The sequence below is a fragment of the Roseobacter litoralis Och 149 genome (assembly GCF_000154785.2).
In the GTDB taxonomy this organism is placed as follows: domain Bacteria; phylum Pseudomonadota; class Alphaproteobacteria; order Rhodobacterales; family Rhodobacteraceae; genus Roseobacter; species Roseobacter litoralis.
Window position 1 is genome coordinate 2,938,718 of record NC_015730.1, and the last position, 25,682, is coordinate 2,964,399.

The window sequence follows — 25,682 nt, forward strand, 5'->3', positions numbered from 1 at the left end:
ACTAGATCCTTTCCAACAGACATAACACCAATCTTGAGGATGATGGGCTTTCCCGGTGATGCCGTTTGTTTGAACCTATCGGTACGGAAAGCATCCCCATTCAATACGTCAGAGGACCGGATCAAGCTCAAACTACTTACTCGTCAGCTTTCAGCGAAAGGCGGGCTTCGCACAGAGGTCTGTTTGTTGGCCTCCTGTCGAAAAAAAGCACAAGCCCGCCTGCCATCATGATCAGGAATATGCCGCCCATCGTGCTGGCCTCAGGAACCTCAGCCCCCGCGGGTTGCACGACAAAGAGCACACCTGCGAAGCCAACCAGCACCGCGACCAAATGAACCTTGCTGATGGCTTCCAAACGGAAGACTGCCGATAGTAGAACAATGAACAGCGGGCTGGTATAAAGCGTTGCCGCGATGACCGATAAATCAAGCACCGGAATCGCGGCATAGATCGCCAAATACATTGCAACCAACGATGTGCTGCGCACACAGACCCAAACCCAACTATTCACGCGGATGCGCCCCTTTGCCAACCTTCGTGAACCTTGGACCTGTCGCGGTTTGATGCCGCCCCTTCAGTATCCGCCAGTGGCGCGCGCGCACCCAACGTCAAGAGCGACAGGGAAAGATCGTACCGCTCTGAGATCATTGAGTGTTCTGTGACAGGCTCCCACAGCCACGTACCTCCATCGAGTCTAGTCGGTTCGATCAGTCCAACACTTCCGGCATTACGCGCCACCGGCGACGTCAAGGGGATTTCTCGCGGCGGCAGCCGATGTCGCCGGAAGTCGAAGAAGACCTGATGGCAACCTGCGCTGCTGTGCTGGCAATCCGCATGGACTTGATGAAAGCGCTTGGTTACCCCGTCGAGGATGATAAATGATCCTCAACGGCAATCAGCGTGGCGGCGGTCTCAAGCTGGCGACCCACCTTATGAACATTCACGACAATGATCATGTCGAAGTACATGAACTGCGCGGCTTCACGGCTGAAACCCTGCACGGCGCGTTTCGGGAAGCTGATGCGATCTCCAAAGGGACAAAATGCCAGCAATATCTGTTTTCCCTGAGCATCAACCCTCCTGAGACGGAACGGGTTTCGACTGCTGACATCCTGAATGCGGTTGAACGCACGGAAAAGAAACTGGGGTTGGACGATCAGGCCCGTGCGATTGTCTTTCATGAGAAAAATGGACGACGACATGCCCATGTTGTCTGGTCTCGCATTGATGTGATCGACATGAAAGCCATCAACCTGCCCTTCTATCACACTCGGTTAAAAGAAGTATCCAAGGACCTATTTCTGGAGCATGGCTGGCGATTACCGGATGGATATCGGGACAGGCGCAACCGGGACCCCCGTATTTTTTCATTGGCTGAATGGCAGCAGGCGAAGCGGCAATCTCCCCTGAAACCTCAACACTGCTTGAGCGGATCATGGAAACCTCCAATCCGGCAGTACTCGAAACCTATGAAGCCAAGATCGGGCAACTGAACAAACAGAAAGCACTATTGACCGAAAATATTGAAAATCGGACAGTTCCTTCTGGGAGCTTTGCCGAAAAACTAGAACCGGCCCTGACATTCCTCTCAAGCCCTTGGAAAATATGGGAAAGTGGCAGTGTGGCAGCACGTAAACTGGTGCTCAAATTGGCTTTCACAGACCGCATCAGATACTGCCGAAAAGAGGGTGCTAGAACCGCCGAATTAGCGTTCCCGTTCAAGGCTTTAAGTGGGTTTACAGACCATGGATTCTGTTATGGTGCCCGGAAGCGGAGGTTCTGTTCCTCCTACAGGCACTTCTTCAGCTGGTCTTTCCAGCAAAACAAAGGGTATGCGAGGTGACGTACCGCTGTCAACAGGCACCACTTGTTCAGATATCCCATTGGTTTTCCTCCAGTTTTTAGCAACTGCTTGGAGCCGTAGACCATGTCGGCTCAAGTGACTGCCTTCATCCACTTCTGGAGAACCTCAAGCGGGTAACCTGAGCCGTATCCGTGGCCTATACCGTCCGTGCGCCAGCCACCGATCTGGTCAACGATGTCAGCAGGACACTCGACGGCTCTGAGGCGATCCCGCATAGAGTGGCGAAAGCTGTGCATGGTGCATCCTTCCGGGGCGTACTCTTTCATCCATTTGTTCAATGCGGCACTGGCGGCGTTCGCGTTGGTTGTCTCCGCTTTGTTGTATCGCGGGAAGGCAAACTGCGAAGAGCTGGCATGTTCAAGTATGCGCTGTGCTGCCCAACGCGCCTCACCTTCAAGCGGGACATCGCGTTCGCTGCCTTTGGTCTTGAGACGCCGCCACGGATGATGACGGACCCGAACAACGAGTGAGCCATCTTCCTCGGTGATGATGTCTTCCTTGCTCAACCCCGCAGCTTCAGCAAGACGCATCCCGGTATCTGAGACCAACGAAACCAACCAGCGAAGGTCATCGTCAATCTCCCGGCACTTTGTTTGTACGGCACCAAGCGCGTCTGAGGGGATCGGGTTGCGATTTGAGACCCCTGCAGTCCGGTCATAGTAGACCCCAGCAAAGGGATTGTTCAGCGTCAGACCCTGCTCACTCGCTGCAAAGTTCGTGACGGCTCGTACTGTGCCAAAGACCCGGGTCAAACTGCTACCTGCCAAGCCTCGTGCAATCAGTGCGTCGCGGAACTTGTTTGCGTCCGCCTTGGTGTAAACATCGAGGTTTTTGTCACCGCAGGCATCGATAACATAGCCACACGCTCGCTCAGCGGCTCGGTGGAACGTGACCGGACGGCCCTTGCCCTTCTGCTCAAGGTATATCGCCACAGCCTCTGACAACAAAACAAATGAAGACAAACTTACATGTGGAACAGAAGAAGACCCTACCGCACCTGTAGCTCCCATCCTCAGCATATGCTTTCCCGGCAGCTTTGCTTCTTGAGTTCTGAGGTGGAACCAGTAGTCATCGAGCTGGTCTGCTGCCTTTCTGGCGCGAGCTTCAGCGATCTTTCCTGACCTTGTACGCAGCGAATAAGCGATCCGAGGCGACGAATAGTGGCGAAGCAGCTCTTTCGGGATGCGACGACTGAAGTAGAAAACACCGTCTTTTACGAAGGTGAACGTGGGTGAAATGGTCTCCGACATGGTCTACGGCTCCAAGCAGTTGCTAAAAACTGGAGGAAAACCAATGGGATAACTGAACAAGTGGTGCCCGGGGGCGGAATCGAACCACCGACACGAGGATTTTCAATCCACTGCTCTACCCCTGAGCTACCCGGGCAATATAAGTCAGTTCACTGACGAGGTGCCAGCGTTCTAGGAGTTTGGTAAGAAGGTGTCCAGCCCATATTTTGATATTATACCCATGTAACATAAACACTTTGATTCTAGTGCCAATGTTCAGATCTGGAGCCTTCCAAAACTTCTTAACAGGCAACGCGGAATCAGATCGTCGATCTTTGTTCCCAGCGGATTACACTTGAAGGCTCACTGGCCAATTCAAAAAGCAGTGGCAGGTGTGAGAGTCCATTAGCGATAAGCCTAAAGTGAAAGCAGAATGAAATGGCCAAAAGCTGAGGAATGTCGCTTGACGCTCGGATTCGAAGTACATATGCCTAGAGTGCTTGATGGCGAGTTGGCGGAGTGGTTACGCAGCGGATTGCAAATCCGTGTACAGGAGTTCGATTCTCCTACTCGCCTCCAATTAATTTTAAGCACTTAGCAGGTTTTTGGGAATCGTGACCAGCCGCGTCTGGATATTCTGTTTTTGTTCCGCGCTCAAGTACTGGAAATTTCTGCAAGCGGTTCTCCTCAAAACACGGTTATCGGTTGATACTTGTCGCGCGGTGTTGACAAAGGTCGTCGTAGATATACTGAGGACCGTTTCACATGCTCAACAACATCGGCCTGCCTGGGCTCCTATTGATCCTGTTGATCGTGGTATTGCCAATCTGGCTAATTATGCGCTCGAGCAAGAGAAAAGCAAATGAACAAGCCCGAATAGCCGATGCTTTGGAAGACATCGCCAAATCAAAGAAGAACAGCGACTAGAGCGTCTGACGAAATACCTGAAACATCGGGTATCATGTAACGCGTTGAAATCTTTGATTTCAGGCAGCGTTATGTGATTCAGGTTTTTCGCATGACGCTTTAAGAGCGATCACTCTCTCAGCTTTTCGGTCAGGAAACTACAAGTAACGCATATGCCAGCTTGGAGAGTGCGTAACTGGCCGCCTCTCAGAACGTCAATCGCCCGTCAGCAATGAAGGCCCGTCGTTGCGGTTGAGATAGGCCTCAAACGCCGCCAGTCCTTCGTCCAAGCCGCGACGGCCCAATCCGATTCGAAACCGGTCGCTCGGCACAGGGCCGATGTCGGATGCATAGATTGAACTCGGCAGGACAAGAACACCGCTTTGCTCCACCAGATCGCGGGCAAAGGCGTCGACCCCACCTGCTCCCTTGTAGCGCGGGTACGCCATGCAGGAACCATCCGGGTGCTGCCAGTCAAACAGGTCCGGGTATCGCGCGAAAAATGCATCCCATTTCGGCAGGTTTTCATCAACTATGGCACAGTTCCGCGCCAGCAACGCGCGCCGGTTCGCCAGCGCGATCATCGCAAGTCTTTCACTGGGGCCTGAATTACAGATCGAAAGATAGTGCTTCAGCCGTTCCATACGCGCCAGTACGTCGCGGTCCTGCGATGCAATCCAGCCGATACGCAAACCCGGCAACCCATATGATTTGGACATCACGTTCAAAGACAGTCCGCGTTCGTAGACATCCGCGACAAAGGGCAAAAACTGCGTGCCACTGGGCCCCAGCCCATGGAAAATTTCATCATGCAAAATGTAAATGCCGTGTTTGCGACACAGCGCGATCAGCGCATCATAACGATCCCGTGCAAGGATCGCGCCCGTCGGGTTGTGGGGAAAGTTCATCGTCAAAAGCCGGGTGTTTGGTTGGATCGCAGCGGCCACCCGGTCGATGTCCAATGACCAGCCATCATCCGGGTCAAGCGGGACCCCGGTGGCACTGCAGATCGTGACCGGCAGCGTCTCGTGAGACTGATAATTCGGGGTCACGACAATGGCGTGGCTGTCCTTGTCGAGCAGCACGGAATTGGCGGCAAAAATACCCTCACTGGCACCTGCAAAACACAGGATATTATCTGCCGACTGTTGTTCATAGGTCTGCGCAATCCGGGCGCGCAAATCCGGAGCGCCAAAGGTTTCGGTATATCCGAGCCACATCTCTTCGAACGCAGCACGATCCTCATCCGAGGCCATAGCAAGAAGGTCACGCAAAGAGATGCTTTCCGCGTCGGAAGCTGTCAGGTGGTATTGCGCAGTAAACTCCCATTTGGCGAAATGGGTCTCAAGGCGGAAATCTGGCAGCGTGGGCATGAGTGGACCTTTGGTGTGGTGGGTAAAAAGCCGAATTCATGTCTTAAGCGACCTGCCACAAAATGCGAAGCCCCTGCGGCAATCATGTTTTGACCGCCCTCAACATGCTGCTGGCTCGGCCTTGATCCGGAATGCCTATGCCGCGGGGGTCACGACACCTCGTGTCAGCGCGCGACAGAAGCCTTCGCCAGTGAGTTGCGTACAGGTTCTGGATGCACCGGGCATGTCGCTGCACCCTTGTACCCCTGCGCGGCTTGGCCTAACCATGTGACAAATCAAGCCTTCAGGAGTACCCAGAATGACAGACCCGAAAGGTCCGAGCTACGGCTTTGACACGTTACAAATTCATGCCGGCGCACGCCCGGACCCCGCAACAGGTGCACGCCAGACCCCTATTTATCAAACAACGGGCTATGTCTTTCGCGACACCGACCACGCGGCGGCACTGTTCAACCTGCAGGAAGTCGGCTTTATCTATTCGCGGCTGACCAACCCCACGGTATCCGTGCTGCAGGAAAGGATCGCGACGCTTGAAGGTGGTGTCGGCGCGGCCTGCTGCTCTTCGGGTCATGCCGCACAGATCATGGCACTGTTCCCCTTGATGGGGCCGGGTAAAAATGTCGTGGCATCAACCCGCCTTTACGGCGGAACCGTTACGCAGTTTGGCCATACGATCAAGCGTTTCGGATGGGAATGTACCTTTGTCGATTTCGACGACCTTGATGCCGTGAAGGCCGCAATCAACGACGACACGCGCGCGGTTTTCTGCGAGGCGATCGCCAATCCGGGCGGATATATCACCGACCTCGACGCCATTTCCAAAATCTCTGACGCGGCGGGCATTCCGCTGATTGTCGACAACACCTCGGCCACGCCATACCTGTGTCGCCCGATTGAACATGGCGCCACATTGGTTGTGCACTCCACCACCAAATACCTGACCGGCAACGGCACTGTCACAGGCGGGTGCATCGTGGATTCAGGCAAGTTCGACTGGTCTGCAAATGACAAATTCCCGTCGCTGAGCGCACCGGAACCGGCGTACCACGGGCTGAAGTTTCATGAAACTTTCGGGCCTTTGGCGTTCACCTTCCACTCGATTGCTATCGGTCTGCGCGACCTCGGGATGACCATGAACCCGCAGGCGGCGCATTACACATTGATGGGAACGGAAACCTTGTCACTGCGCATGGACCGCCACGTGGAAAACGCAGAGATCATCACGCAGTGGTTGGAAAAAGACCCGCGGGTCGACTACGTGACCTATGCCGGTCTGCCCTCGTCTCCTTACCACGAGCGCGTAAAAAAGATCTGTCCGAAGGGGGCTGGTGGCCTTTTCACATTCGCGATCAAGGGCGGCTATGATGCCTGCATTAAATTCGTGAACGCACTCGAAGTCTTCAGCCACGTGGCAAACTTGGGTGATACGAGATCGATCGTGACACACTCTGCCTCGACGACGCACCGCCAGCTGACCCAAGAGCAGCAAGAGGCGGCAGGGGCCGGACCCGGCGTCGTCCGGATTTCAATCGGGACCGAAAGTTCGGAAGATCTGATCGCCGATCTTGATCAGGCGCTCTCCAAAGCAACGAGCTGAAAACCAGTATTTTGAACAGCGAAGGGCGGCCACGTGCCGCCCTTTTGCGTATCACCAAACTACGTTCAGTCCAGTATCTCAAAAACCATGGACACCCGGGCTGTCAGGCTCACCTCTCCTGCAGCGACAGGCACATCCGATGCCATCCGCGCGGAGGCCATCTCCATCATCACTGGTCGGCCACCGCCACCGCTTTCCGATATGGACTGCACAGGTCCCAACGCGACACCAGCCGCCTCAGCCAATTGCTCGGCCTTGGCGATGGCATCCTTGACGGCATCCTGACGCGCAGCCGCAATGGCGGGCTCCGGGTCCTGTATGGAAAATTGCAATCCGTTGAATGTGTTGGCCCCGTCCTGAACCACGCGATCCAGAATGCCGCCAAGTGTATCGAGGTCCCGCACGCGTATGGTCAGCGTATTTCGCGCCACGAAGCCGGTGATACGGGGCGTCTCATTTTCCGGGTTGCGACGGTTCCACACGGGTTGCAACGACACACCCTGTGTTTGCATATCACGCGGTGCGATACCCGCCTCGTTAAGCTGCGCAAGAACAGCCGCAACCGCATCCGACGTCAATCGCAATGCATCCCCTGCGAGACGTGCCTCGTTGGTGACGCCCAGATTTATGGTTGCCATGTCAGGCACCGCTTCAACGACGCCTTGTCCCGTCGTGGTGATAACGCGATCAGCGTCAGCCCAAACCGCCGGGACCGTTCCCAGCACGAACACAAGCGCCACGATCAGATTTTTCATCCAGATTCTCCATTGATCCACGCAAAAAACATGACCATGCTGAGGCCATAAGACAAGAGCATGCACCGTTTTCCTTTCCCTCGGCAAAGACCTGCTTTATCATGTCGCGCACCGGCTATTCGCTATTGGTCGTAATCTTTTTCAGGTAACAAGCACGCCATGAGACCGAACCTTGCCTTGTCCCTGTCCCACGACGGTATCCTTCTGCTTCATCGCACGGCAGCGGGCTGGCGGATTATTGGTGAGGCTGACCCGGCATCCGAGAGCCTTGCCGAAGATCTGGCAGGATTGCAACGCAAGGCCAAGGCACTGATCACTGGCGAGGTGTATTGCAAACTCGTTATTCCCAACGATCAGATACGATATTTGACTGTTGAAACCGCCGGGCTGGATGACGCGGATCGACATGCGGCAGCGCGGTTGGCACTGGAAGGGGCAACCCCTTATGAGGTGTCTGAACTCGTCTTTGACATTGAGACCGACGGCGCGACTTCTCAGGTCGCCGCAGTCGCTGGGGAAACTCTGAAAGAGGCCGAAGCTTTCGCGCTCGAGCATGGTTTCCCGCCGGTCAGCTTTGTGGCTATTCCAGTTGCCGACAGCTTTAAGCAAGAGCCGTTTTTCGGCATGACCGACGCCGCACACAGGCTTCTGGAACCGGGAGAGGACGTCGCGCGCAACGAAGCGATCATCCAGATCGTGGAAACAGCGCCGCAAACCGGTCTGGAAGCCATGCCGACGACGCCGGATGTCATTAATAGGTCGAAACCGGGACCCAGCTTTGTGAGCCGTCGCACCGTGCCGACCTTTCGCACGGATCCGCCTGACCCGAGTGTGACGGCCGGTCTTGTCCAACCACCTGCCAGTGAGGCGCCCGGTTTTGCCGAGCCGCCTGCACCTTTTGACGCAGCACCGCCCGAACAGCCGGCGCGTGTTCCACCTCGCCCCAAGGCTCCTGCGCTGACGCCAACGGTGACAAAACCAAACAACGAAGCTGAGCGTTTGACGGTATTTGGCGCAAGAAACAGCAACAGCTTATCGAACCGTTTTGGGTCAATTAGCCTTTTGGTTGCTGTTTTTATTGTGCTTTTCGCTGGTGTCACTGCCTTTGCCAGCGGTGCGTTTGGCACCGGCTTCAACAGCCTGATTGCACGCCTGTCGACCCCCAAGCCCACCGCGCAGTTTACAGCACCCCTCGTGGATGAAGCGCCCCTTGCCGCACAAAAGCTCGAGGAAAAGCCAGACGATGTGAGCCTCGCATCGCTCAATCGCGATCTGACGGACGAAGATGCTGCCGTTTTGGATGCGTTGCGGGGCGCCGACCAAACTGAATTGTCCCCGCCCCCTGCCCCAACGGAGGATGAACTGCGCGCGGACTATGCAGTCAGCGGCATCTGGCCCCTCGCGCCCGAGGTGCCAAGCCCACCGCCACTCGTCGGTCTGGAAGACCTCTACATCACCAGCATAGACCCGATAAATCCGAACTTCGACGCGGTTGCGCTGCCCGCTGTTACCGGATCGATCAGCGATCAGAGTTTTCTCGCGCCCGCCTCGCCTGCGCCTGCCGGTACGGTATTCGAGCTGGATGACACTGGCATGGTGATTGCAACACCGGAAGGCAGCCTGAACCCCGATGGGATACGGATTTTTGAGGGAACTCCCCCGGTGCGACAGCCACCCAATTTGTTGCGCGTTGAAGACCCGGGCGAAGACCTCGCAACAAGACTGCGGCTGGCCAGTTTCCGGCCACAGGTACGCCCTGCTGATCTGATCGAATCCTCGGAACGCGCAACCTATAGCGGTCTGACGCGCTCAGAACTGGGGGAATACAGACCACGGCTGCGGCCACAGTCTGAACAGGAAAACGCGCTTGCGGCTGCGAGTCTTGTGTCACTGGACAATGGGGGCGGACAAGCGCTGATCACACCGCAATCAACCGACGATTTTGACGGCGCTACGGCAAGGGCAATCGCTGCGTCCTTACGACCGGATGTCCGGCCAAAGGATTTCAGAGACACCGTTGCAAGAATTCAACGGGCAACACCTGCACCCAGCGCCTCTGCGGTCACAACTGCATCGGCCGCAAGTGTCGCCCCCCGCGTGGTCACGCCCAAGATTCCCTCCAGCGCTTCGGCCAGCAAAGAGGCCACCGTGCGTAACGCCATCAATCTGCGCAAGGTCAACCTGATCGGTGTCTATGGCAAACCCTCCAGCAGACGGGCGCTTGTCCGGCTCAGCAATGGGCGATATCGCAAGGTTGAGGTCGGCGATCGGATCGACGGGGGCCGGGTATCCGCCATTGGCGATGCGGAGCTGCGATACCAGAAAAGTGGCCGCGCGATCGTGTTGAAAATGCCGCGCGGCTGAGAACGGGGCGTTATTCTGCGGCGATCTCTCCGCTGTCGATCTGCTCTTGCTCGATGCTTTCAAAGAGGGCTTTGAAATTGCCCTCGCCGAACCCATCATCGCCCTTGCGCTGAATGAACTCGAAAAAGATCGGGCCGATCACGGTTTTAGAAAATATCTGAAGCAGGATCTTGGTTTCATTGCCATCAACGACCCCTTCGCCATCAATCAGGATGCCATGCGCCTTCATTCTATCAATCGGCTCATCATGGCCGACGACGCGCTCGTGGCTCAGGGCGTAATAGCTATCGGGGGGTCCGGGCATAAATTTCACACCGCGCGCGGCAATCGCATCTGTGCTGTCATAGATATCGCGCGCGCCAACTGCGATGTGCTGAATGCCCTCACCTTTGTACTTTTTGAGGTAGGAGACAATCTGCCCGGCCTCCCCCCGATCTTCATTGATCGGAATGCGGATGCGCCCGCAAGGGGATGTCAGGGCCCGGCTCAGCAGGCCGGTATATTTCCCTGCAATATCAAAGAACCGGACTTCGCGGAAATTGAACAGATCGCCGTAAAAGCGGAACCATTTGTCCATATTGCCCTTATGCACATTATGCGTCAGGTGATCGAGATAATAGAACCCGACACCCGCAGGTTTTGAAGCCTGCAGCCAGTCATATTCTGCGTTATAGGGGCTGGTGTCATGATATTGGTCGACAAAATACAACAGTGACCCGCCGATCCCAATGATCGCGGGCACATCCAGCACCTTGCCACTGCCCTCATACGGCACAGCCCCTTTTGATACGGCATGATCAAACGCGACCTGCGCATTTGCCACGCGCCACCCCATGGACGGCGCACAGGGGCCGTGATCCTGCACAAACCCGGCCGCAAAGCTCTCGGGGTCCGCGTTCAGCACATAGGTGATGTCGCCCTGCTGCCAAAGCTCGATCTGCCGCGTTTTGTGGGTCGCAACATGCGCATAGCCCATCTGCGCAAATAGTGCGCGCAGTGCTTCAGGTTCAGGGTGCGAAAACTCCACAAACTCAAACCCATCTGTGCCAACCGGATTGTCATCCGTGATTAGTGATTTCGGTGCATTGTGCGGGAAAGGGCCCATTTCCTGTACTCCTTGCGGATATTGCGCATGATTACGCCTATAGGGGCTAATATTAGCAGTTTCTTGCCGCGAAAATTGCGCAAATATCAGGGACATACTCGCTATTTCTGCGGGAATGCCGCATGACATCTTAAAATCATGCGGAGGTCGTGCATCATGCTGGACAGCATTGACTTGAAACTTTTGGCCGCCCTGCAACGCGACGCGCAGTTGACGGCACAGCAATTGGGTGACCTGTTGCATCTGTCGAACAGTCAGGCAGGCCGACGCCGTCAGCGGCTGGAGAACGAAGGCTACATCAAATCCTATGTTGCGCGTTTGGATCCGCGGCAGCTTGGGCTACAGGTACAAGGGTTTGTGCAAGTGCATCTCGCCAGCCATGGCGTGGAGCATTCAAACGCTTTTGCGCGGCTGATCAACACGACCCCGCAGATCATTGATGCGTGGACAATGACCGGGGATGCAGATTACCTGTTACGCGTCTACTGCACCGATTTGCCAGATTTTAACCGCTTAATACAGGATGTTTTACTATTTCACCCTACCATTTCACGCGTGCACAGCCAGATCGTGATGGATCAATTGAAAATCGACGGTCCGCTGCCAACCTGACCCGACTGGAGAATTAGACTCAATGGAAGGCTTCCTCTATCAGGCGTCCATCTATCTGGCCGCAGCCGTGATTGCCGTTCCAATTGCAGCACGCTTGGGGTTGGGCTCGGTTCTGGGGTACATCGCGGCGGGTATTATTATCGGCCCGGTCCTTGGGCTGGTGGGCGCAGAAACGCAGGACTTGCAACACTTTGCCGAGTTTGGCGTCGTTGTGATGCTCTTTCTGATCGGCCTCGAACTTGAGCCGCGCGCACTGTGGGACATGCGCAACCGGTTGCTCGGCCTCGGGGGTCTGCAAGTGGTGCTGAGTACGCTCGCGCTGATGGGGATCGCCATGGCCTATGACCAGCCGTGGGGCGTGGCACTGGCCATCGGGCTAAGCCTGTCGCTCAGTTCGACCGCGATTGTGCTGCAGACCCTGTCAGAAAAGGGCCTGATGCAGACAAATGGGGGCCGCAATGTCTTTTCCGTGCTGCTGGCACAGGATATTGCGGTCATCCCGATGCTGGCTTTCTTGCCATTGCTTGTCGTCACGATACCCGTGCAGATTGCGCAGGATGGGTCGATCATACTGACCGCAGGCACTCATGCCGCCGGCGACGCACACCATTCCCTGTCACTGGTCGAAGGGTTGCCCGCCTGGGGTGTCACGCTGGTGACGATCGGTGCCATTGCCGCCGTCATCTTTGCGGGCGTCTATCTGACGCGTCCCCTCTTTCGCTTTATTCACGCCGCGCGCCTGCGCGAGATGTACACCGCCTTGGCGCTTTTGATTGTCGTGGGCATTTCATTTCTGATGACGCTTGTGGGACTGTCCCCGGCACTTGGTGCATTTTTGGCGGGCGTGGTTCTGGCGAACTCAGAATTTCGCCATGAGCTTGAGACCGACCTTGAGCCGTTCAAGGGTCTGCTGCTGGGTCTGTTTTTCATTACGGTAGGTGCGGGGATCAACTTCCCGCTGCTTTTTGACAATACGCCCGCCATCCTTTCGATGGCGCTCTTGGTCATCATCGTCAAAGGCCTGATCTTGTTTGCTCTCGGATGGGCCTTCAAGCTCAAGGGACGTGATCAGTGGCTCTTTGCCCTCGGGCTGGCGCAGGCGGGCGAATTCGGGTTCGTACTGACGTCTTTTTCGGTGCAGCAAAACGTTATCCCGCTGGAGATTGCGGAAACGCTGCTGCTGGTCATCTCGCTTTCCATGCTGATCACGCCACTGCTCTTTATCATCTACGATATCCTTTCCCGCCGCATGGAAGAACAGGTCGAGCAGCTTCCCGACGATGAGATCGACGAAGAAGGGCCCGTCATCATCGCCGGAATTGGACGCTTTGGTCAGATCGTCAATCGACTGGTTCAGGCAAACGGGTTCAAAACCGTTGTATTGGATCAGGATATGGAAACCATCGCCGTCATGCGCCGCTTTGGATACAAAGGGTTTCTAGGAGATCCCACCCGACCCGATATTCTGCGCGCTGCCGGGATCGAAAATGCCAAGGTGTTGGTTGTGGCGATGGACAGCCCTGAAGCCGCGATAAAACTGGTCAAATATGCACGCAGCATCAGGCCGGATTTGCATATCATCGCGCGGGCCCGTGACCGCACGTTTGTCTATCGCCTGTTTCAGGCCGGGGCGAGCGATATTGTGCGCGAGATGTTTGACAGCTCACTCCGGGCGGGTCGGTATGTCTTGGAAAACGTGGGCTTAAGCGAGTTTGAAGCCGCAGAAGCCGAGCGTGTATTTTACCATCATGACCGTAAAACGATACGGCAATTGGCCGATCTTTGGGACCCATCGCGACCTGCCAGCCAAAATCCGGCCTATGTCGCGCGCGCCAAAGAGCTGCAAAAAGAGCTGGAAACTGCCATATTGAGCCGCTCAATTTCCGCAAAAGACACCGACGGGTGAGCCGACGGCACGGCTCAACCGGCGGCGACACCTGCTTCGGCAAATGTTGCCATGCCGCTGAGACAGGCAACGGCCCCCTGCAATACCCCCAAGGATAACGCCGCCCCGGATGCCTCCCCAAGGCGCAAGCCTAACGACAGCAGCGGTTCTTTCCTAAGCACATTCAGCAGCCGGTCATGCGATCCCTCAGCGCTCAAATGACCCGCCACACAATGCGCCAGCGCATCCGGTGCCGTATGCATCAGACTGCCCGCCGCCGCACAGCAAATGAAACCATCGAGCAACACCGGAATACGCAACAGGCGCGCCCGCAGGATGGCCCCCGCCATCGCGGCGACTTCGCGCCCGCCCAGACAGCGCAGCTTCTCCAGACCGTCATGCGCCGTTGCGTGCCGCGCCAGACCTTCGGCCACAATCCGTTGCTTGATGGCCAACCCCGCGTCATCGACCCCCGTGCCGCGCCCCACCCAGTCGGCAGGCACGCCGCCAAAACAGGCCGCTGCAAGCGCGGCCGCACAAGTCGTGTTGCCGATCCCCATCTCACCGACGATCAACACATCAGCCGTCTCATCAACCGCCTGCCAACCCGTACGCAGCGCGTCGATCACCTCAGCCTCGGACATCGCCGGGGCTTGGGTGAAATCCGCCGTGGGTTGCTCAAGTGTCAGCGCGTGCACATCCAACTTAGCGCCGAATGTCGCCGCCAACTGGTTGATCGCCGCCCCACCATGCTGGAAATTCAGCACCATCTGTGCCGTCACTTCCGCCGGAAAGGCCGACACACCTTGTGCCGCGATGCCGTGGTTGCCAGCAAAAACAATGATCTGCGGAGCCTCGATCTTGGGCGTCGCGACACCGCGCCAGCCGGCATACCAGATCGCCAGATCTTCCAAACGACCCAAGGCACCGGGGGGCTTGGTCAATTGACCGTTGCGCGCAGCCGCTGCATCAAAACTCTTGGCGTCGCTTTCGGGGAGCGCGCGGAGCATATCACGGACCTCATCAAGTGTGGAAAAAGCAGCCGTCATTTCAGAACCCCGTTGCATGATTGTCGCGTCCTCTTTACCCCAAGGGACGCAACCAGCAAGATGTGAAGAGGCCGCAGGCGCATGAAATCCGACATGATCCCGTCTTTCATGCGCGACATCGGGGTTGCTTTTTGCCTGCTGACGCGTCTGCCCATGCCCGCCCTGCCAACCGCTGCATTTGAGCGGGGCGCGCGCAGCGTCTGGGCCTATCCGCTTGTCGGGGCAACGCTTGGAATGATCGCGGGCGGCGTTGGCGCGGCGGCGCTATTTCTGGGCATGCCTGCAGGCATTGCAGCGGGTCTGACACTCGCAGCCTTGATCCTGACGACCGGCGGGATGCACGAAGATGGCCTCGCCGACACGGCGGACGGCTTCTGGGGCGGGTTTGATCGCGACCGTCGTCTGGAGATCATGAAAGACAGCCAGATCGGAACCTATGGCACCCTGTCATTGATCGTCACAAGCGGGCTGCGGTGGGCTGCTCTGGCCGTTCTCCTGCCCACAGGGATCGCGCCTGTCGTCGCTGCCGCCTGTTTGTCACGCGCAGCGATGCCCGTGATGATGCATTATGTGCCACATGCACGCGGGGATGGATTGTCACAAAGCGTTGGGCGACCCGCCTTGCGCGTTGTGCTGTTAGGCCTGTTCATTGCAGTGTCGGTTGGTGCGGTTTTGATGGGGCCTGTGATCCTGCCGGCACTCTTGGTCGTTGTGGGAGTTGTGCTGGCAGCCGCCAAACTCGCACATCATAAAATCGGTGGTCAGACAGGCGATGTTCTGGGGGCGACGCAGCTGGTCGCCGAACTGCTGATCTTGCTGACCTTTATCATGGCGCTGTCGTAAAAAAACCGCGCCGGTGAAGGCGCGGTTTTTTATTACTAAATCGGATGCAACTCAGGCAGCGACGCGGCTTTCCAAAACGTCACCGACCTGTTTAGAGGCGGCAAGCTCATCACCACCGCTCACGGCTGCAACCTCACGGGTCAGACGCTCAAGCGCTGCTTCGTAAAGCTGGCGCTCGGAATAGCTCTGTTCGCGTTGATCGTCGGTGCGATGCAAATCGCGCACCACTTCGGCGATGGCAATCAGATCACCGGAATTGATCTTTTGCTCGTATTCCTGTGCGCGGCGCGACCACATGGCGCGTTTGACCTTGGCCTTGCCCTTGAGCGTCCGCATCGCATGCGAGATCACATCCGGACTGCTTAGCGCGCGCATGCCGATTTCCGTCGCCTTATGCGTCGGCACCCGCAGCGTCATCTTGTCTTTCTCAAAAGAAATCACAAAAAGCTCAAGGGAGATACCCGCGACTTCCTGCTCTTCAATCGAGAGTATCTGGCCCACACCGTGGGCTGGGTAGACGACGAATTCATTCGGGCGGAAATCAAGTTTCTTCGATTTTGTCATTCACTATTCCTCAGCTGACGGCGCGCGCCCCTCTTTCGACAGTCAAAACCACACGAGGGCCGAAGCAGCGATGCTGCGCGATCCAGTGCGTTTATGCCGATTATTTCAAATCCATGTCCCGCAGGGAGACAGGGCGGAAAGCGGTTCCGTCGTTAGTTTACCAACAACCTATACCACAAAATTCACCACAACGAAAGCTGCCGTAGCGTCATTTCAGAATTCTTGTAATAAAATGAAACTGTTGCGTCCGGATACCGACGAAAACCGGCGAATCAGCCGCCCTCGCCCGGGTTTTCGGAGAAGTATTTTTCGAGCTTTCCGGTCTCACCATCGCGCTCTTCTGCGGTCGGCAGCGGATCTTTCTTGGTGATAATCACCGGCCAGAGTTCCGAGTATTTGCGGTTAAACTCGACCCATTTCTCCATATCCGGTTCGGTGTCAGGACGTATCGCGTCCGCTGGACATTCGGGCTCACACACACCGCAGTCGATACATTCATCGGGATGAATAACGAGCATGTTTTCACCTTCGTAAAAACAGTCAACCGGGCACACTTCGACGCAGTCGGTGTACTTGCACGAAATGCAGCTGTCGTTCACGATATAGGTCATGGACCCTCTTTCCGAATAGAATAGCTAACCGCTTGCTAAATGACAGATTAGAATCATTCAAGAGACCGAACACGAGAAAGATCAAGGGTGCGACGATCCTTCTTTGTGGGACGACCTTTTCCCTCAAAAGCTGGGTTTTTCGGTGTAACGTCCCGCACTCTGAGCTCTGGCGGTGACAGGTCAGTGTAAAGCGCCTGTGCCTCAGGCGCAGGACCGCGACGTGAGCCCAATGCTTCAATCCGGATCACGCGGATATCGTCGCCCTGCGGAAAGGTCAGAACGTCGCCCGGAACGACCATATGGCTGCGTTTTTGCGTGCGCGTGCCGTTCACCCGCACCACACCGGAAGCAACCATCGCTGCGGCAAGCGAGCGGGTTTTGAAAAACCGCCCGTGCCACAACCATTTATCTATCCGCAGCTTGTCAGCCAACTATTTGTTGTCCTTAAGCCCCATAAGTGCGGCTGCAAACGGGTTGTCTGGGTCGATCTTTTTCTCAGGTTTTGGCGGACGCGCAGAGAAGTTTTGACCTGCTTTTGGCTTGTCACCCTGCGGCGCGCCCCGTTTGCCTTTGCGCCCCGGCTTGCCTTTGTTTTGTGCACCCGCACCAGCGCGCTTGTTTTGGGGAACCTGTGCCCGCGGCGCACGACCCCATGTAAAGGTGTAAAATACCTCTGTCTCAACTTCCGCGACGGCTTCCGGCTCTTTCGTCTCGGCAGGTTCAGTCGCCGGTGCGACGGCCTCTTCACCCTCTGCCTTGGTGACCGGGCTATCTTCGGCCGGCGCTTCTGGCACACCTGCTTCATCCGGCTCAGACGTCCCATCAGCTTGCGATGCCACGACCTCGGTCGCTGCTTTTACTTTGGGTCGCTCGCCTTTTTCAGCCTTGTATCCAAGGCCCTGCATCAGATCGGCAAACTGTTCAAGCGTCATACCGGTGATCGACAGCATATCTGCCTTGGCTTCAAAACCCGACCGGGTGTTTTCCGCGCGCAGCATATCTGCAAGCCGCTCAAGCATATCGATGCGAATCGCCCGCTCACCTGCGTTTCTGTAGCCAGACATCGTGTCAGCACCCTCTGGTGCGTCTTTGTCGACGGGAATTGTAACAAGCCCCGGCGGTGGTGCTTCAGGAAACGCATCAATGCCTTTGGACAAAGACCACAACACCAGGCGCAAGCGCGTTGGCGCAGGCTTCAACAGCAAAGGCAGAAAAATCGTGAACTGACCAAACCGAATACCGTGTTTGCGCAGCGCGCCGCGGGCATCCTGATCCAAGGCCTTGACGTCGTCCGCGACCTGACCGCGGGGCAAAACACCAAGGGCTTCGACCATCTGAAACGCAAAACCACGTGCCAAACCCGAAAGGGTCTCATCCCGGCTGAGGTTCATCAGCGGCTCAAACAAGGCGGCAATCTTACGGTCCACAAAATGCTGCAGGCGTCGTTGTACCTTTTGCGCCACCTCCGGTCCCGCGACATCATCCACGAACACATCGACTTGCGGTTTCAGCGCATCAGACCCGGCGACCAGCTTGCCGACCGCATCCTTGCCCCACATCAGACCACCCTGTTCGGTGAAGTCTATTTCCGTGTCGGGCGCGTTGTAGAACCGATCCGCGCGCAGATGGAACTGCGGGGCCAAGGCCTGCAAGGCGGCTGTTTTAATTGTCTTTGCTTCAGCACCGGTTGTGCCTTTGTCCTGGCTGAACCGGAAACCTTCCAGTTTCCCTACGTATTCGCCTTCAACAGTTACTTCGCCGGTATTCGATACTTCTGCCACCATGGCTTCCTTCTGGCCGAGCCGGCGCAAGAGCACGGATGTGCGCCGGTCTACAAATCTTTGGGTCAGACGCTCGTGCAGCGCATCCGACAACCTGTCTTCTACAGAACGCGCCGCGTCGCGCCAATGGCTTTCGTCATCTGTCCAGCCTTTGCGCTGTGCGACATAGGTCCATGTGCGAATATACGCCAATCTTTTGGATAAAGCATCGATATCACCGTCCGTTCGGTCGATCCGTTCGATCTGGCGCGCCATCCAATCGTCCGGAATCTTACCCAATTGGTGCAGATAGCCAAAAATCTGCTCCAGAAGGGAGGCATGTTCGGCGCTGCTGATGCCGCGAAAGTCTGGGATTCGGCACACATCCCAAAGCAACCTAACTGACGGTCCGTCCGTACAACGCGCCATGATCTCGGCACTCTGCCCAAGGCTTTTGAGCGCGCTCAGATCGTCCGCCTCGCGCGCTTTGACAAGGATTTCGTCGTCAGGCGATGCTTCGAGCGTCTGGATCAACCTGTCGATTGAGCCGAATTGCAAAGCATGATTGCGCCAGTTCAGCTTTTTCAGCGGGGTAAATCGGTGATCGGTAATCGCCTGCGCCACCCCATCATCGAGTGGCGAGGCATCACCCGTCACACCGAAGGTGCCGTTTTTCATGCCACGCCCGGCCCGTCCGGCAATCTGCGCCAATTCATTCGGCGCAAGTGGCCGCATCCTGCGACCATCGAATTTCGCCAATGAGGAAAACGCAACGTGATCCACGTCGAGGTTCAGACCCATCCCGATGGCATCTGTGGCCACCAGATAATCGACCTCACCATTTTGGTACATGTCCACCTGCGCATTGCGCGTGCGCGGGCTCAGCGCGCCCATGACCACGGCTGCCCCACCTTTCTGGCGGCGGATCAGTTCCGCGATGGCATATACACTCTCAACCGAAAACCCGACGATTGCACTGCGGGGTTTCATCCTGCTTATCTTTTTCGGACCGATATATGTTAACGTCGACATGCGTTCGCGCTGGATAAAGTCCGCGTTGGGCACGAGTGCGCGGATCGGCCCGCGCATCGTATCAGCACCCAAAAACAGCGTTTCATGCAGACCCCGCGCGCGCAGCAACCGGTCGGTAAAAACATGCCCCCGCTCCGGGTCGGCGCATAGTTGGATTTCATCAACGGCCAGAAAATCGCACCCCATGCCGTCGGGCATGGCTTCGACGGTGCAAACCCAATATTGCGCCCGCGGGGGCACGATGCGCTCTTCTCCGGTGACCAATGCGACGACTGATGGCCCGCGCGCAGCGACGCAGCGATCATAGACCTCGCGGGCCAGCAGTCTGAGCGGCAATCCGATGACACCAGTTCTGTGGCCCAACATACGCTCGATCGCATATGTCGTTTTGCCTGTATTGGTCGGGCCTAAAACGGCCACGACCCTTTTGTCACCTGTCACGGCGTTTCCCTTGCTCAAACTTGACTAGAGTGTCTGCCCCAGTCCCTGCACGGCCAATTGTTCTTTCGCTGCTTTCGCGCGTTCGTGATGCGGGTTCAATTCGAGCACGCGATCAAAAGCGGTTGCCGACCGCTCAAGATCGCCGAATTCACGCAACATGACCCCAAGGCCAAATATTGCGTTGAAGTTGTTTGGGTTTAGCAAAAGCGCCTTATGCAGTGCATCAAGGGCCGGGCCATATAGTCCAGCGCGATAAAGGGCTGTTGCGCGGGCGTGCCAACCTTCGGCAAATTCAGGTGCATGATCGGTCAGTGCCGACAAATGCTCCACCGCGCGGGCGTTATCTTCGGCTTCCAAAGCCTCGCGACCCCGTTTAAGCAATAAGTCCATCGCAGCCGACCCGGATTGATCCCATATCAACGCAAGTTCACGTTCCAAACGGTTCGCATCCGATTCCGGCGCGGTCTGTAATTGCTGCAAAAGTTCGGTTTCGCTGGTCTGTGCCTTAGCTGGTGCTAAAAACAAAGGGACGACAAAAAGTGCCGTAACGATCAATTTGAGAATCTGTGCGTGCATAGCCATAACGTGGGACAATGTAACAGCCATGCAGGCCAATTCCAGAGCTTGTGGGCAGATAAGGCAAAAGGGTCTTGAAAATGAGCGATATTGTGAACGGTGCCGTTGAGCGGCTGAATGAAAAACTGGCAGGTTCCGAGTTTACCGGCACCGCAAAGTTCGACATCACCGGTGAAGGTGCCATCATTGTCGATGGATCGGGCGCACGCGCGGGCGATGAGGACACGGATGTGACGCTCACCGCCGATGCAGACACGTTTCAGTCAATCCTCGCCGGTGAAACAGACCCGACCGGGGCTTTCATGACCGGCAAGCTGACCGTCGACGGTGATATGGCAATGGCGATGCAACTCGCGGCTGCTTTGGGCTGATGACACTTCATCCCGCCCCGTATTATGGCGACATAGCGCATGGCCCCGAAGACGCTGCGGCGTATTGGGTGACGACATCTGATGATGTCCGCATCCGTGTGGGTCATTGGCCCATACACGCGGCCAAGGGCACTGTGCTGATTTTTCCGGGGCGGACTGAATACATCGAAAAATACGGACAGATTGCCAAGGCGCTTGGCGAACGCGGTCTGGCGAGCATTTCGGTAGACTGGCGTGGACAGGGCCTCGCGGACCGGCTGCTCGATGATCCGGTAATTGGTCACGTGGATCATTTTTCCGATTACCAGAAGGATGTCGCCGCCATGATGCGGGCGGCACGCGAACTGGAATTGCCGCGTCCATTTTTCCTGCTTGCGCATTCTATGGGCGGAGCGATTGGGTTGCGCGCCGCGATGGAAGGGCTGGCCGTGCGTGCTGTCGTTTTCAGCGGCCCGATGTGGGGCATCAAGATCGCGCCCCACCTCAAGCCTGCCGCGTGGGTTCTCAGCCATACCATGCCACGCATCGGTCAGGGCCACAGGCTGCCACCGGGGACAAAGATGGAACACCACGTGCTGACCGACGGGTTCGAAGACAACGTGCTGACCCGCGATCCGGCGCAATTTGAAATCATGCGACAGCAGCTTTTAACCCACCCCGAACTGACACTGGGTGGCCCAAGTTACGTCTGGCTGCGTGAGGCACTGCTGGAAACGCGCCATTTGTCGAGCCGGGCTGCGCCGAACGTGCCCTGCCTTACCTTGATGGGCAGCAACGAACGCATCGTCGACATTTCTGCCATTCACACCCGGATGCAAAGTTGGAAGCGCGGACATCTTGAGATCGTACCGGATGCCGAGCATGAAGTTCTCATGGAAGGCCCGCAGGTGACCACCGGATTGTTTGACCAGATGGTTGACCTGTTTCTGGAAGAGGGCGGTGTTTAATCGCTGGGCATTGGGCAATCTGTCGCTAGGTTAAGCCCATGTCCAACACACCGGTTCTTTCATTTACCGACAGGGGTATCTACTGCGCAGCAGGGGATTTCTATATCGATCCATGGCGCCCGGTTGAGCGTGCGCTCATCACGCATGGCCATGCAGATCACGCGCGCAGTGGTCATCGCCACTATCTGGCGACCGAGCAGGCGCTTCCGGTCATGAAACACCGGCTGGGCGACATCACCTGTCAGAGTATCCGCTACGGTGAGGTGCAGCAAATCGGCGCGGCCGAGGTATCCTTTCATCCCGCAGGCCATGTTCCCGGTTCCGCGCAGATCAAAGTCAGCGTCGCGGGCGAAATCTGGGTCGCATCCGGAGATTACAAGATTGAAGACGACGGTTTGTCCGAACCGTTCGAGCCGCAGCGCTGTCACCATTTTATCACGGAATCGACCTTTGGCCTGCCGGTTTTTCGCTGGCGGCCCCAGCCCGATATCGCGCAGGACATCAATGCATGGTGGCAAGGATGCGCCGCCGCGGGCAAGACCGCTTTTCTGGGGGCCTATGCGCTTGGCAAGGCGCAGCGGCTGTTGCGCATGCTGGACCCTTCCATCGGCCCGATCCTGACCCATGGCGCGGTTGAGGCCACAAACGATATTCTGCGCGCGCAGGGCATTGATTTGCCGCACACAACGCAACTGACGAAAGACACGGACCCCAAGTCGAACCGTGGCGCGCTGGTCGTGGCGCCCCCCTCGGCTTTGGGCAGCACATGGGCCAAGCGGTTTGGCCCCAGCGAAAGCGCCTTTGCGAGCGGGTGGATGCAGTTGCGCGGCGTGCGCCGCCGCCGGTCCGGGGATCGTGGTTTTGTCATCTCGGATCATGCCGATTGGGACGGGCTGTTGAGTGCGATCAAGTCCACAGGGGCTGAAAACATCTACGTCACGCACGGCTATACGGATATTTTCGCGCGCTATCTCAGCGAAAACGGGTGGCACGCGCAGGTGGTTCCAACCGATTTTGGCGGTGAGAGCGACGAAAGCGAGGCAGAATCGTGAAAGAGTTTGCAGCGCTTTTCAATGCGATTGACCAAAGCACCAAGACCACCGTCAAAACGGCGGCACTGGCGGCATATTTTGCCAAGGCCCCGAAAGAGGACCGGTTGTGGACAATCGCCATCTTTTCAGGTCGCAGACCGAAACGGGCAGTGACCACCACCAAGCTGCGCGAATGGGCGGCTGAAATGGCCGATATCCCCTTATGGCTTTTCGAGGAAAATTATCCGATCGTCGGCGATCTTGCCGAAACGATCGCCCTGGTTTTACCCGACACGACCAGCACGAACGACACATCCCTATCTGATTGGATCGCCGCATTACGCGCTCTGTCAGAGGCAGACGACGCACAGCGCAAAGCCTTCGTGCGCGATGCATGGGCAGAGCTTGGCGGCACAGAGCGTTTTGTGTTCAACAAGCTGATCACCGGCGGTTTTCGCCTTGGGATCAGTCAAAAGCTGATGACGCGCGCGCTGTCAAAGGCGACGGGCAAGCCTGAAACCGAGCTGGCGCATCGCCTGATGGGCAACTGGCACCCGGATGACACCACATGGGACGTCCTGATCGAGGCAGACGACCCGATGGCGGATGCCTCGCGCCCCTACCCTTTTTATCTATCCTATGGGCTGGAAGGGGCGGTTGAAGACCTCGGCGCACCGTCGGAATGGGTCGCGGAATGGAAATGGGACGGCATTCGTGGCCAGTTGATCCTGCGTGACGGGCAGTACTTCGTATGGTCGCGCGGCGAGGAGTTGATGACGGACCGCTTTCCCGAACTGGCGCAGGCGGTCGACTTTTTTCCGGCAGGCACCGTGCTGGACGGCGAATTGCTGGTCTGGGAGGCGGGTGCCGACGCGCCCTCCAGTTTCAATGCGCTGCAAAAACGGATCGGGCGCAAAACGGTGCCGAAAAAGCTGCTCGCAGAAGCGCCCGTCGTGCTCCACGCCTATGATGTGCTGGAATGGCAGGGCGTGGATATTCGCCAACGTCCCTTCGCAGAACGGCGCGCGATCCTGCAAGCCGCCTGCACGGCCCTGCCCGCAACAGCGCCGATAAAACTATCCCCCCAGCTCTCATTTCAAGACTGGGACAGTCTCGCGCAACATCGCGGTGCTGCGCGCGATGCACAGGCCGAAGGGGTGATGCTGAAACGCGCCGACAGCCCCTATCTCGTGGGACGCAAAAAGGGGGACTGGTGGAAATGGAAACTTGATCCGCTGACCATTGATGCCGTGATGATCTATGCGCAGGCCGGACATGGGCGACGCGCGAACCTCTTTACCGATTTCACCTTTGCCGTGCGCCATGGCAATGACCTCGTGCCGTTCACCAAAGCCTATTCCGGTCTGACGGATGCCGAATTCCGCGCCATTACCGCATGGGTGCGTAAGAACACGCTCCAGCGTTTTGGCCCGGTGCGACAAGTGACGCCGCACCATGTCTTTGAAATCGCCTTTGAAGGTATTCAGGCCAGCCCGCGCCATAAATCCGGCGTGGCGCTGCGCTTCCCGCGCATGGCGCGGTGGCGACAGGACAAACCCCTGCAAGAGGCCAACACGCTGGATGACCTCAAGCAGATGCTTGAACTATATGGCTGAGGCCTAGAGCGTCTGACGAAATACCTGAAACATCAAGTATCACGTAACGCGTTGAAATCTTTGATTTCAGGCAGCGTTACGTGATACATTTTTTCGCATGACGCTTTAGTTGCAGGCACCCTCCAGCCCGACCATGCCGTTGCCGACGCCGGTGACGGTCACATTGCAGGTCTGATCGCCTGCAGCGACTTCAATCGAGGCGCCGGAATTAACCACTTGCGTGTCGATCCCATTGACCGCGATCCGCGCCGACTTGCCATCCTGTGAAAGGCTGGACACGAAGACCCGCAAAGCGCCATCAGACAAAAGCGCAACGGAACCGGGTGTATAGCCCTCTTCGGGGGCTGGCGGCACGTCAGCGGCTGCCATCTCGGACATGCCACAATCCGAGCCGACCTCAACGCCCGCGTCACTTACCCCAACCACCGACACAACGCAGTCGCCACTTTCGAGGGATACGGAAGTCGATGCCCCGGCATCCAGCGTTACCATCTCTCCGTTAACGCTCAGCTTGGCGGAATTCGCCTCAGCGTCAAAGGAAGACACAAAGGCCCTGACCGCGCCTTCGGCAAAGACTGCCGTCTGCCCCACGCCTATGGCGTTCAGGCTTGGCATCTGCGTTTCGGCCTCGGGTGCAGCGACTGGGGCCACAGCCGCCGCTGCCAAATCGGCCAGCGCTGCTTCGAACGCACCGGCCTGTGCTGCCGCCGTTTCGGATAGGGCAGCCAATTGCGCCCCAAAGCTTTCTTCGAGCGCGGCAAGCCGGGCCTCTGCTTCCTCAGAGGCTGCCGCTGCGCCATCGCTCAGGCGCGCCTCAAGCTCAGCGAGCTGGGCGGACATGGCCTCTGTTGCATCCGTCACGGCGCTGCTGGTGGTTCCTTCAGCACGCTCCAGCGCGCCGGATATTTTCGTATCCACGCGCGAGCCACTGATCGCCACGGCAAGCAATACGCCAATGACCATACCCCCGGCGGCGATCGCAATCGGTTGATTACTCATGAGTGTTTCTCCCTTCTGTTATAAAACAGGTACCGGAACGGTCCTGCCTTTTGTTTTTCCCGACCACAGTTTACCGAATTCGCGCCACGTTTCTATATTTTTCGTGAGGTTGCGTGGCTGTGTGTACCCGCAGATAATCGCATCTGTTTGCT

23 protein-coding genes and 2 tRNA genes are annotated in these 25,682 nt (G+C 57.1%); 12 read left to right on the forward strand and 13 right to left on the reverse strand.

The features are described from left to right. Positions 1-136: 136 nt before the first annotated feature. The gene (locus tag RLO149_RS13995) at positions 137-511 is read right to left on the reverse strand and encodes a hypothetical protein (protein WP_245538064.1); all 375 of its coding nucleotides are present in this window, start codon (positions 509-511) and stop codon (positions 137-139) included. 367 nt (positions 512-878) lie between these two features. Between RLO149_RS13995 and RLO149_RS14000 the strand changes: the two genes are divergently transcribed. Then, positions 879-1,493, forward strand: a complete 615-nt coding sequence (locus tag RLO149_RS14000) for a relaxase/mobilization nuclease domain-containing protein (protein ID WP_013962752.1) — start codon at positions 879-881, stop codon at positions 1,491-1,493. A gap of 442 nt (positions 1,494-1,935) precedes the next feature. Here RLO149_RS14000 and RLO149_RS14005 read toward each other — a convergent pair whose 3' ends face one another. Next, entirely contained in the window at positions 1,936-3,114 is a 1,179-nt protein-coding gene (locus RLO149_RS14005; protein WP_044025357.1) for a DUF6538 domain-containing protein, read from the reverse strand. 61 nt (positions 3,115-3,175) lie between these two features. Next, positions 3,176-3,250, reverse strand: a tRNA-Phe gene (locus RLO149_RS14010). 348 nt (positions 3,251-3,598) lie between these two features. Here RLO149_RS14010 and RLO149_RS14015 point away from each other — a divergent pair. Beyond that, a tRNA-Cys gene (locus RLO149_RS14015) sits at positions 3,599-3,672 on the forward strand. A gap of 186 nt (positions 3,673-3,858) precedes the next feature. Continuing rightward, positions 3,859-4,020: a hypothetical protein gene (locus RLO149_RS23805; protein ID WP_158308162.1), complete on the forward strand. Its 162-nt coding sequence runs from the start codon at positions 3,859-3,861 to the stop codon at positions 4,018-4,020. A gap of 194 nt (positions 4,021-4,214) precedes the next feature. On the opposite strand, the gene RLO149_RS14020 is transcribed toward RLO149_RS23805, so the two are convergent. Next, positions 4,215-5,372 (reverse strand): aminotransferase class I/II-fold pyridoxal phosphate-dependent enzyme, encoded by a 1,158-nt coding sequence (locus RLO149_RS14020; protein ID WP_013962756.1) that lies wholly within the window; start codon positions 5,370-5,372, stop codon positions 4,215-4,217. A 298-nt stretch (positions 5,373-5,670) separates the two neighbouring features. Here RLO149_RS14020 and RLO149_RS14025 point away from each other — a divergent pair, with 298 nt between their 5' ends. Beyond that, positions 5,671-6,969, forward strand: coding sequence for an O-acetylhomoserine aminocarboxypropyltransferase/cysteine synthase family protein (locus tag RLO149_RS14025; protein WP_013962757.1), 1,299 nt, complete (start codon positions 5,671-5,673; stop codon positions 6,967-6,969). A gap of 65 nt (positions 6,970-7,034) precedes the next feature. Here the strand turns inward: RLO149_RS14025 and RLO149_RS14030 are convergent, their stop codons facing one another. Beyond that, entirely contained in the window at positions 7,035-7,724 is a 690-nt protein-coding gene (locus RLO149_RS14030; RefSeq protein WP_013962758.1) for an SIMPL domain-containing protein, read from the reverse strand. Between the two features lie 159 nt (positions 7,725-7,883). On the opposite strand from RLO149_RS14030, the gene RLO149_RS14035 reads away from it, so the two are divergent. After that, positions 7,884-10,088 (forward strand): hypothetical protein, encoded by a 2,205-nt coding sequence (locus RLO149_RS14035; RefSeq protein ID WP_013962759.1) that lies wholly within the window; start codon positions 7,884-7,886, stop codon positions 10,086-10,088. 10 nt (positions 10,089-10,098) lie between these two features. Here RLO149_RS14035 and hppD read toward each other — a convergent pair whose 3' ends face one another. Further along, positions 10,099-11,193: a 4-hydroxyphenylpyruvate dioxygenase gene (gene hppD / locus RLO149_RS14040; protein ID WP_013962760.1), complete on the reverse strand. Its 1,095-nt coding sequence runs from the start codon at positions 11,191-11,193 to the stop codon at positions 10,099-10,101. Positions 11,194-11,349: 156 nt separating this feature from the next. Between hppD and RLO149_RS14045 the strand changes: the two genes are divergently transcribed. Both RLO149_RS14045 and RLO149_RS14050 read left to right on the forward strand, forming a co-directional pair. Then, the gene (locus RLO149_RS14045; protein WP_013962761.1) at positions 11,350-11,805 is read left to right on the forward strand and encodes an Lrp/AsnC family transcriptional regulator; all 456 of its coding nucleotides are present in this window, start codon (positions 11,350-11,352) and stop codon (positions 11,803-11,805) included. Positions 11,806-11,827: 22 nt separating this feature from the next. Continuing rightward, a complete protein-coding gene (locus tag RLO149_RS14050) occupies positions 11,828-13,711 on the forward strand; it encodes a monovalent cation:proton antiporter-2 (CPA2) family protein (RefSeq protein WP_013962762.1) in 1,884 nt (627 codons plus the stop codon). A gap of 14 nt (positions 13,712-13,725) precedes the next feature. On the opposite strand, the gene cobT is transcribed toward RLO149_RS14050, so the two are convergent. Continuing rightward, complete coding sequence (cobT, locus tag RLO149_RS14055; RefSeq protein WP_044025358.1) at positions 13,726-14,739, reverse strand: nicotinate-nucleotide--dimethylbenzimidazole phosphoribosyltransferase; 1,014 nt, start codon at positions 14,737-14,739, stop codon at positions 13,726-13,728. 81 nt (positions 14,740-14,820) lie between these two features. Here cobT and cobS point away from each other — a divergent pair, with 81 nt between their 5' ends. Next, positions 14,821-15,582, forward strand: coding sequence for an adenosylcobinamide-GDP ribazoletransferase (gene cobS, locus RLO149_RS14060; RefSeq protein WP_013962764.1), 762 nt, complete (start codon positions 14,821-14,823; stop codon positions 15,580-15,582). A gap of 51 nt (positions 15,583-15,633) precedes the next feature. On the opposite strand, the gene RLO149_RS14065 is transcribed toward cobS, so the two are convergent. The 5 genes from RLO149_RS14065 to RLO149_RS14085 form a co-directional block, all read right to left on the reverse strand. Further along, positions 15,634-16,146, reverse strand: coding sequence for a CarD family transcriptional regulator (locus tag RLO149_RS14065; RefSeq protein ID WP_013962765.1), 513 nt, complete (start codon positions 16,144-16,146; stop codon positions 15,634-15,636). 272 nt (positions 16,147-16,418) lie between these two features. Next, complete coding sequence (gene fdxA, locus RLO149_RS14070) at positions 16,419-16,757, reverse strand: ferredoxin FdxA (RefSeq protein ID WP_013962766.1); 339 nt, start codon at positions 16,755-16,757, stop codon at positions 16,419-16,421. Positions 16,758-16,810: 53 nt separating this feature from the next. Then, positions 16,811-17,188, reverse strand: a complete 378-nt coding sequence (locus RLO149_RS14075; protein WP_013962767.1) for an RNA-binding S4 domain-containing protein — start codon at positions 17,186-17,188, stop codon at positions 16,811-16,813. Then, complete coding sequence (locus tag RLO149_RS14080; RefSeq protein ID WP_013962768.1) at positions 17,189-19,990, reverse strand: helicase-related protein; 2,802 nt, start codon at positions 19,988-19,990, stop codon at positions 17,189-17,191. 24 nt (positions 19,991-20,014) lie between these two features. Further along, a complete protein-coding gene (locus tag RLO149_RS14085; protein WP_013962769.1) occupies positions 20,015-20,596 on the reverse strand; it encodes a tetratricopeptide repeat protein in 582 nt (193 codons plus the stop codon). Positions 20,597-20,646: 50 nt separating this feature from the next. Here RLO149_RS14085 and RLO149_RS14090 point away from each other — a divergent pair, with 50 nt between their 5' ends. From RLO149_RS14090 to RLO149_RS14105, 4 genes are read left to right on the forward strand one after another with little or no spacing between them, the layout of a single operon-like run. Continuing rightward, a complete protein-coding gene (locus RLO149_RS14090; protein WP_013962770.1) occupies positions 20,647-20,937 on the forward strand; it encodes an SCP2 sterol-binding domain-containing protein in 291 nt (96 codons plus the stop codon). Continuing rightward, positions 20,937-21,884: an alpha/beta fold hydrolase gene (locus tag RLO149_RS14095; protein ID WP_013962771.1), complete on the forward strand. Its 948-nt coding sequence runs from the start codon at positions 20,937-20,939 to the stop codon at positions 21,882-21,884. The genes RLO149_RS14090 and RLO149_RS14095 overlap by 1 nt, the downstream gene beginning before the upstream one ends. 38 nt (positions 21,885-21,922) lie before the next feature. Then, positions 21,923-22,936: a ligase-associated DNA damage response exonuclease gene (locus tag RLO149_RS14100; protein ID WP_013962772.1), complete on the forward strand. Its 1,014-nt coding sequence runs from the start codon at positions 21,923-21,925 to the stop codon at positions 22,934-22,936. After that, positions 22,933-24,531 (forward strand): ATP-dependent DNA ligase, encoded by a 1,599-nt coding sequence (locus RLO149_RS14105; protein ID WP_013962773.1) that lies wholly within the window; start codon positions 22,933-22,935, stop codon positions 24,529-24,531. The genes RLO149_RS14100 and RLO149_RS14105 overlap by 4 nt, the downstream gene beginning before the upstream one ends. Positions 24,532-24,636: 105 nt before the next feature. Here RLO149_RS14105 and RLO149_RS14110 read toward each other — a convergent pair whose 3' ends face one another. Continuing rightward, positions 24,637-25,530 carry a hypothetical protein gene (locus RLO149_RS14110; protein ID WP_013962774.1) on the reverse strand — a complete coding sequence of 298 codons (894 nt, stop codon included), beginning with the start codon at positions 25,528-25,530 and terminating at the stop codon, positions 24,637-24,639. Positions 25,531-25,682 lie beyond the last annotated feature (152 nt).

Bases quoted from the DNA above. Each gene is read 5' to 3' on its own strand.
- cobT (WP_044025358.1), bottom strand. From the start codon at position 14,739: ATGACGGCTGCTTTTTCCACACTTGATGAGGTCCGTGATATGCTCCGC.
- RLO149_RS14090 (WP_013962770.1), top strand. From the start codon at position 20,647: ATGAGCGATATTGTGAACGGTGCCGTTGAGCGGCTGAATGAAAAACTG.
- RLO149_RS14045 (WP_013962761.1), top strand. From the start codon at position 11,350: ATGCTGGACAGCATTGACTTGAAACTTTTGGCCGCCCTGCAACGCGAC.
- RLO149_RS23805 (WP_158308162.1), top strand. From the start codon at position 3,859: ATGCTCAACAACATCGGCCTGCCTGGGCTCCTATTGATCCTGTTGATC.
- RLO149_RS14030 (WP_013962758.1), bottom strand. From the start codon at position 7,724: ATGAAAAATCTGATCGTGGCGCTTGTGTTCGTGCTGGGAACGGTCCCG.
- RLO149_RS14065 (WP_013962765.1), bottom strand. From the start codon at position 16,146: ATGACAAAATCGAAGAAACTTGATTTCCGCCCGAATGAATTCGTCGTC.
- cobS (WP_013962764.1), top strand. From the start codon at position 14,821: ATGAAATCCGACATGATCCCGTCTTTCATGCGCGACATCGGGGTTGCT.
- RLO149_RS14110 (WP_013962774.1), bottom strand. From the start codon at position 25,530: ATGAGTAATCAACCGATTGCGATCGCCGCCGGGGGTATGGTCATTGGC.
- RLO149_RS14050 (WP_013962762.1), top strand. From the start codon at position 11,828: ATGGAAGGCTTCCTCTATCAGGCGTCCATCTATCTGGCCGCAGCCGTG.
- RLO149_RS14085 (WP_013962769.1), bottom strand. From the start codon at position 20,596: ATGGCTGTTACATTGTCCCACGTTATGGCTATGCACGCACAGATTCTC.
- RLO149_RS14100 (WP_013962772.1), top strand. From the start codon at position 21,923: ATGTCCAACACACCGGTTCTTTCATTTACCGACAGGGGTATCTACTGC.
- RLO149_RS14035 (WP_013962759.1), top strand. From the start codon at position 7,884: ATGAGACCGAACCTTGCCTTGTCCCTGTCCCACGACGGTATCCTTCTG.
- RLO149_RS14000 (WP_013962752.1), top strand. From the start codon at position 879: ATGATCCTCAACGGCAATCAGCGTGGCGGCGGTCTCAAGCTGGCGACC.
- fdxA (WP_013962766.1), bottom strand. From the start codon at position 16,757: ATGACCTATATCGTGAACGACAGCTGCATTTCGTGCAAGTACACCGAC.
- RLO149_RS14095 (WP_013962771.1), top strand. From the start codon at position 20,937: ATGACACTTCATCCCGCCCCGTATTATGGCGACATAGCGCATGGCCCC.
- RLO149_RS14005 (WP_044025357.1), bottom strand. From the start codon at position 3,114: ATGTCGGAGACCATTTCACCCACGTTCACCTTCGTAAAAGACGGTGTT.
- RLO149_RS14025 (WP_013962757.1), top strand. From the start codon at position 5,671: ATGACAGACCCGAAAGGTCCGAGCTACGGCTTTGACACGTTACAAATT.
- RLO149_RS14020 (WP_013962756.1), bottom strand. From the start codon at position 5,372: ATGCCCACGCTGCCAGATTTCCGCCTTGAGACCCATTTCGCCAAATGG.
- hppD (WP_013962760.1), bottom strand. From the start codon at position 11,193: ATGGGCCCTTTCCCGCACAATGCACCGAAATCACTAATCACGGATGAC.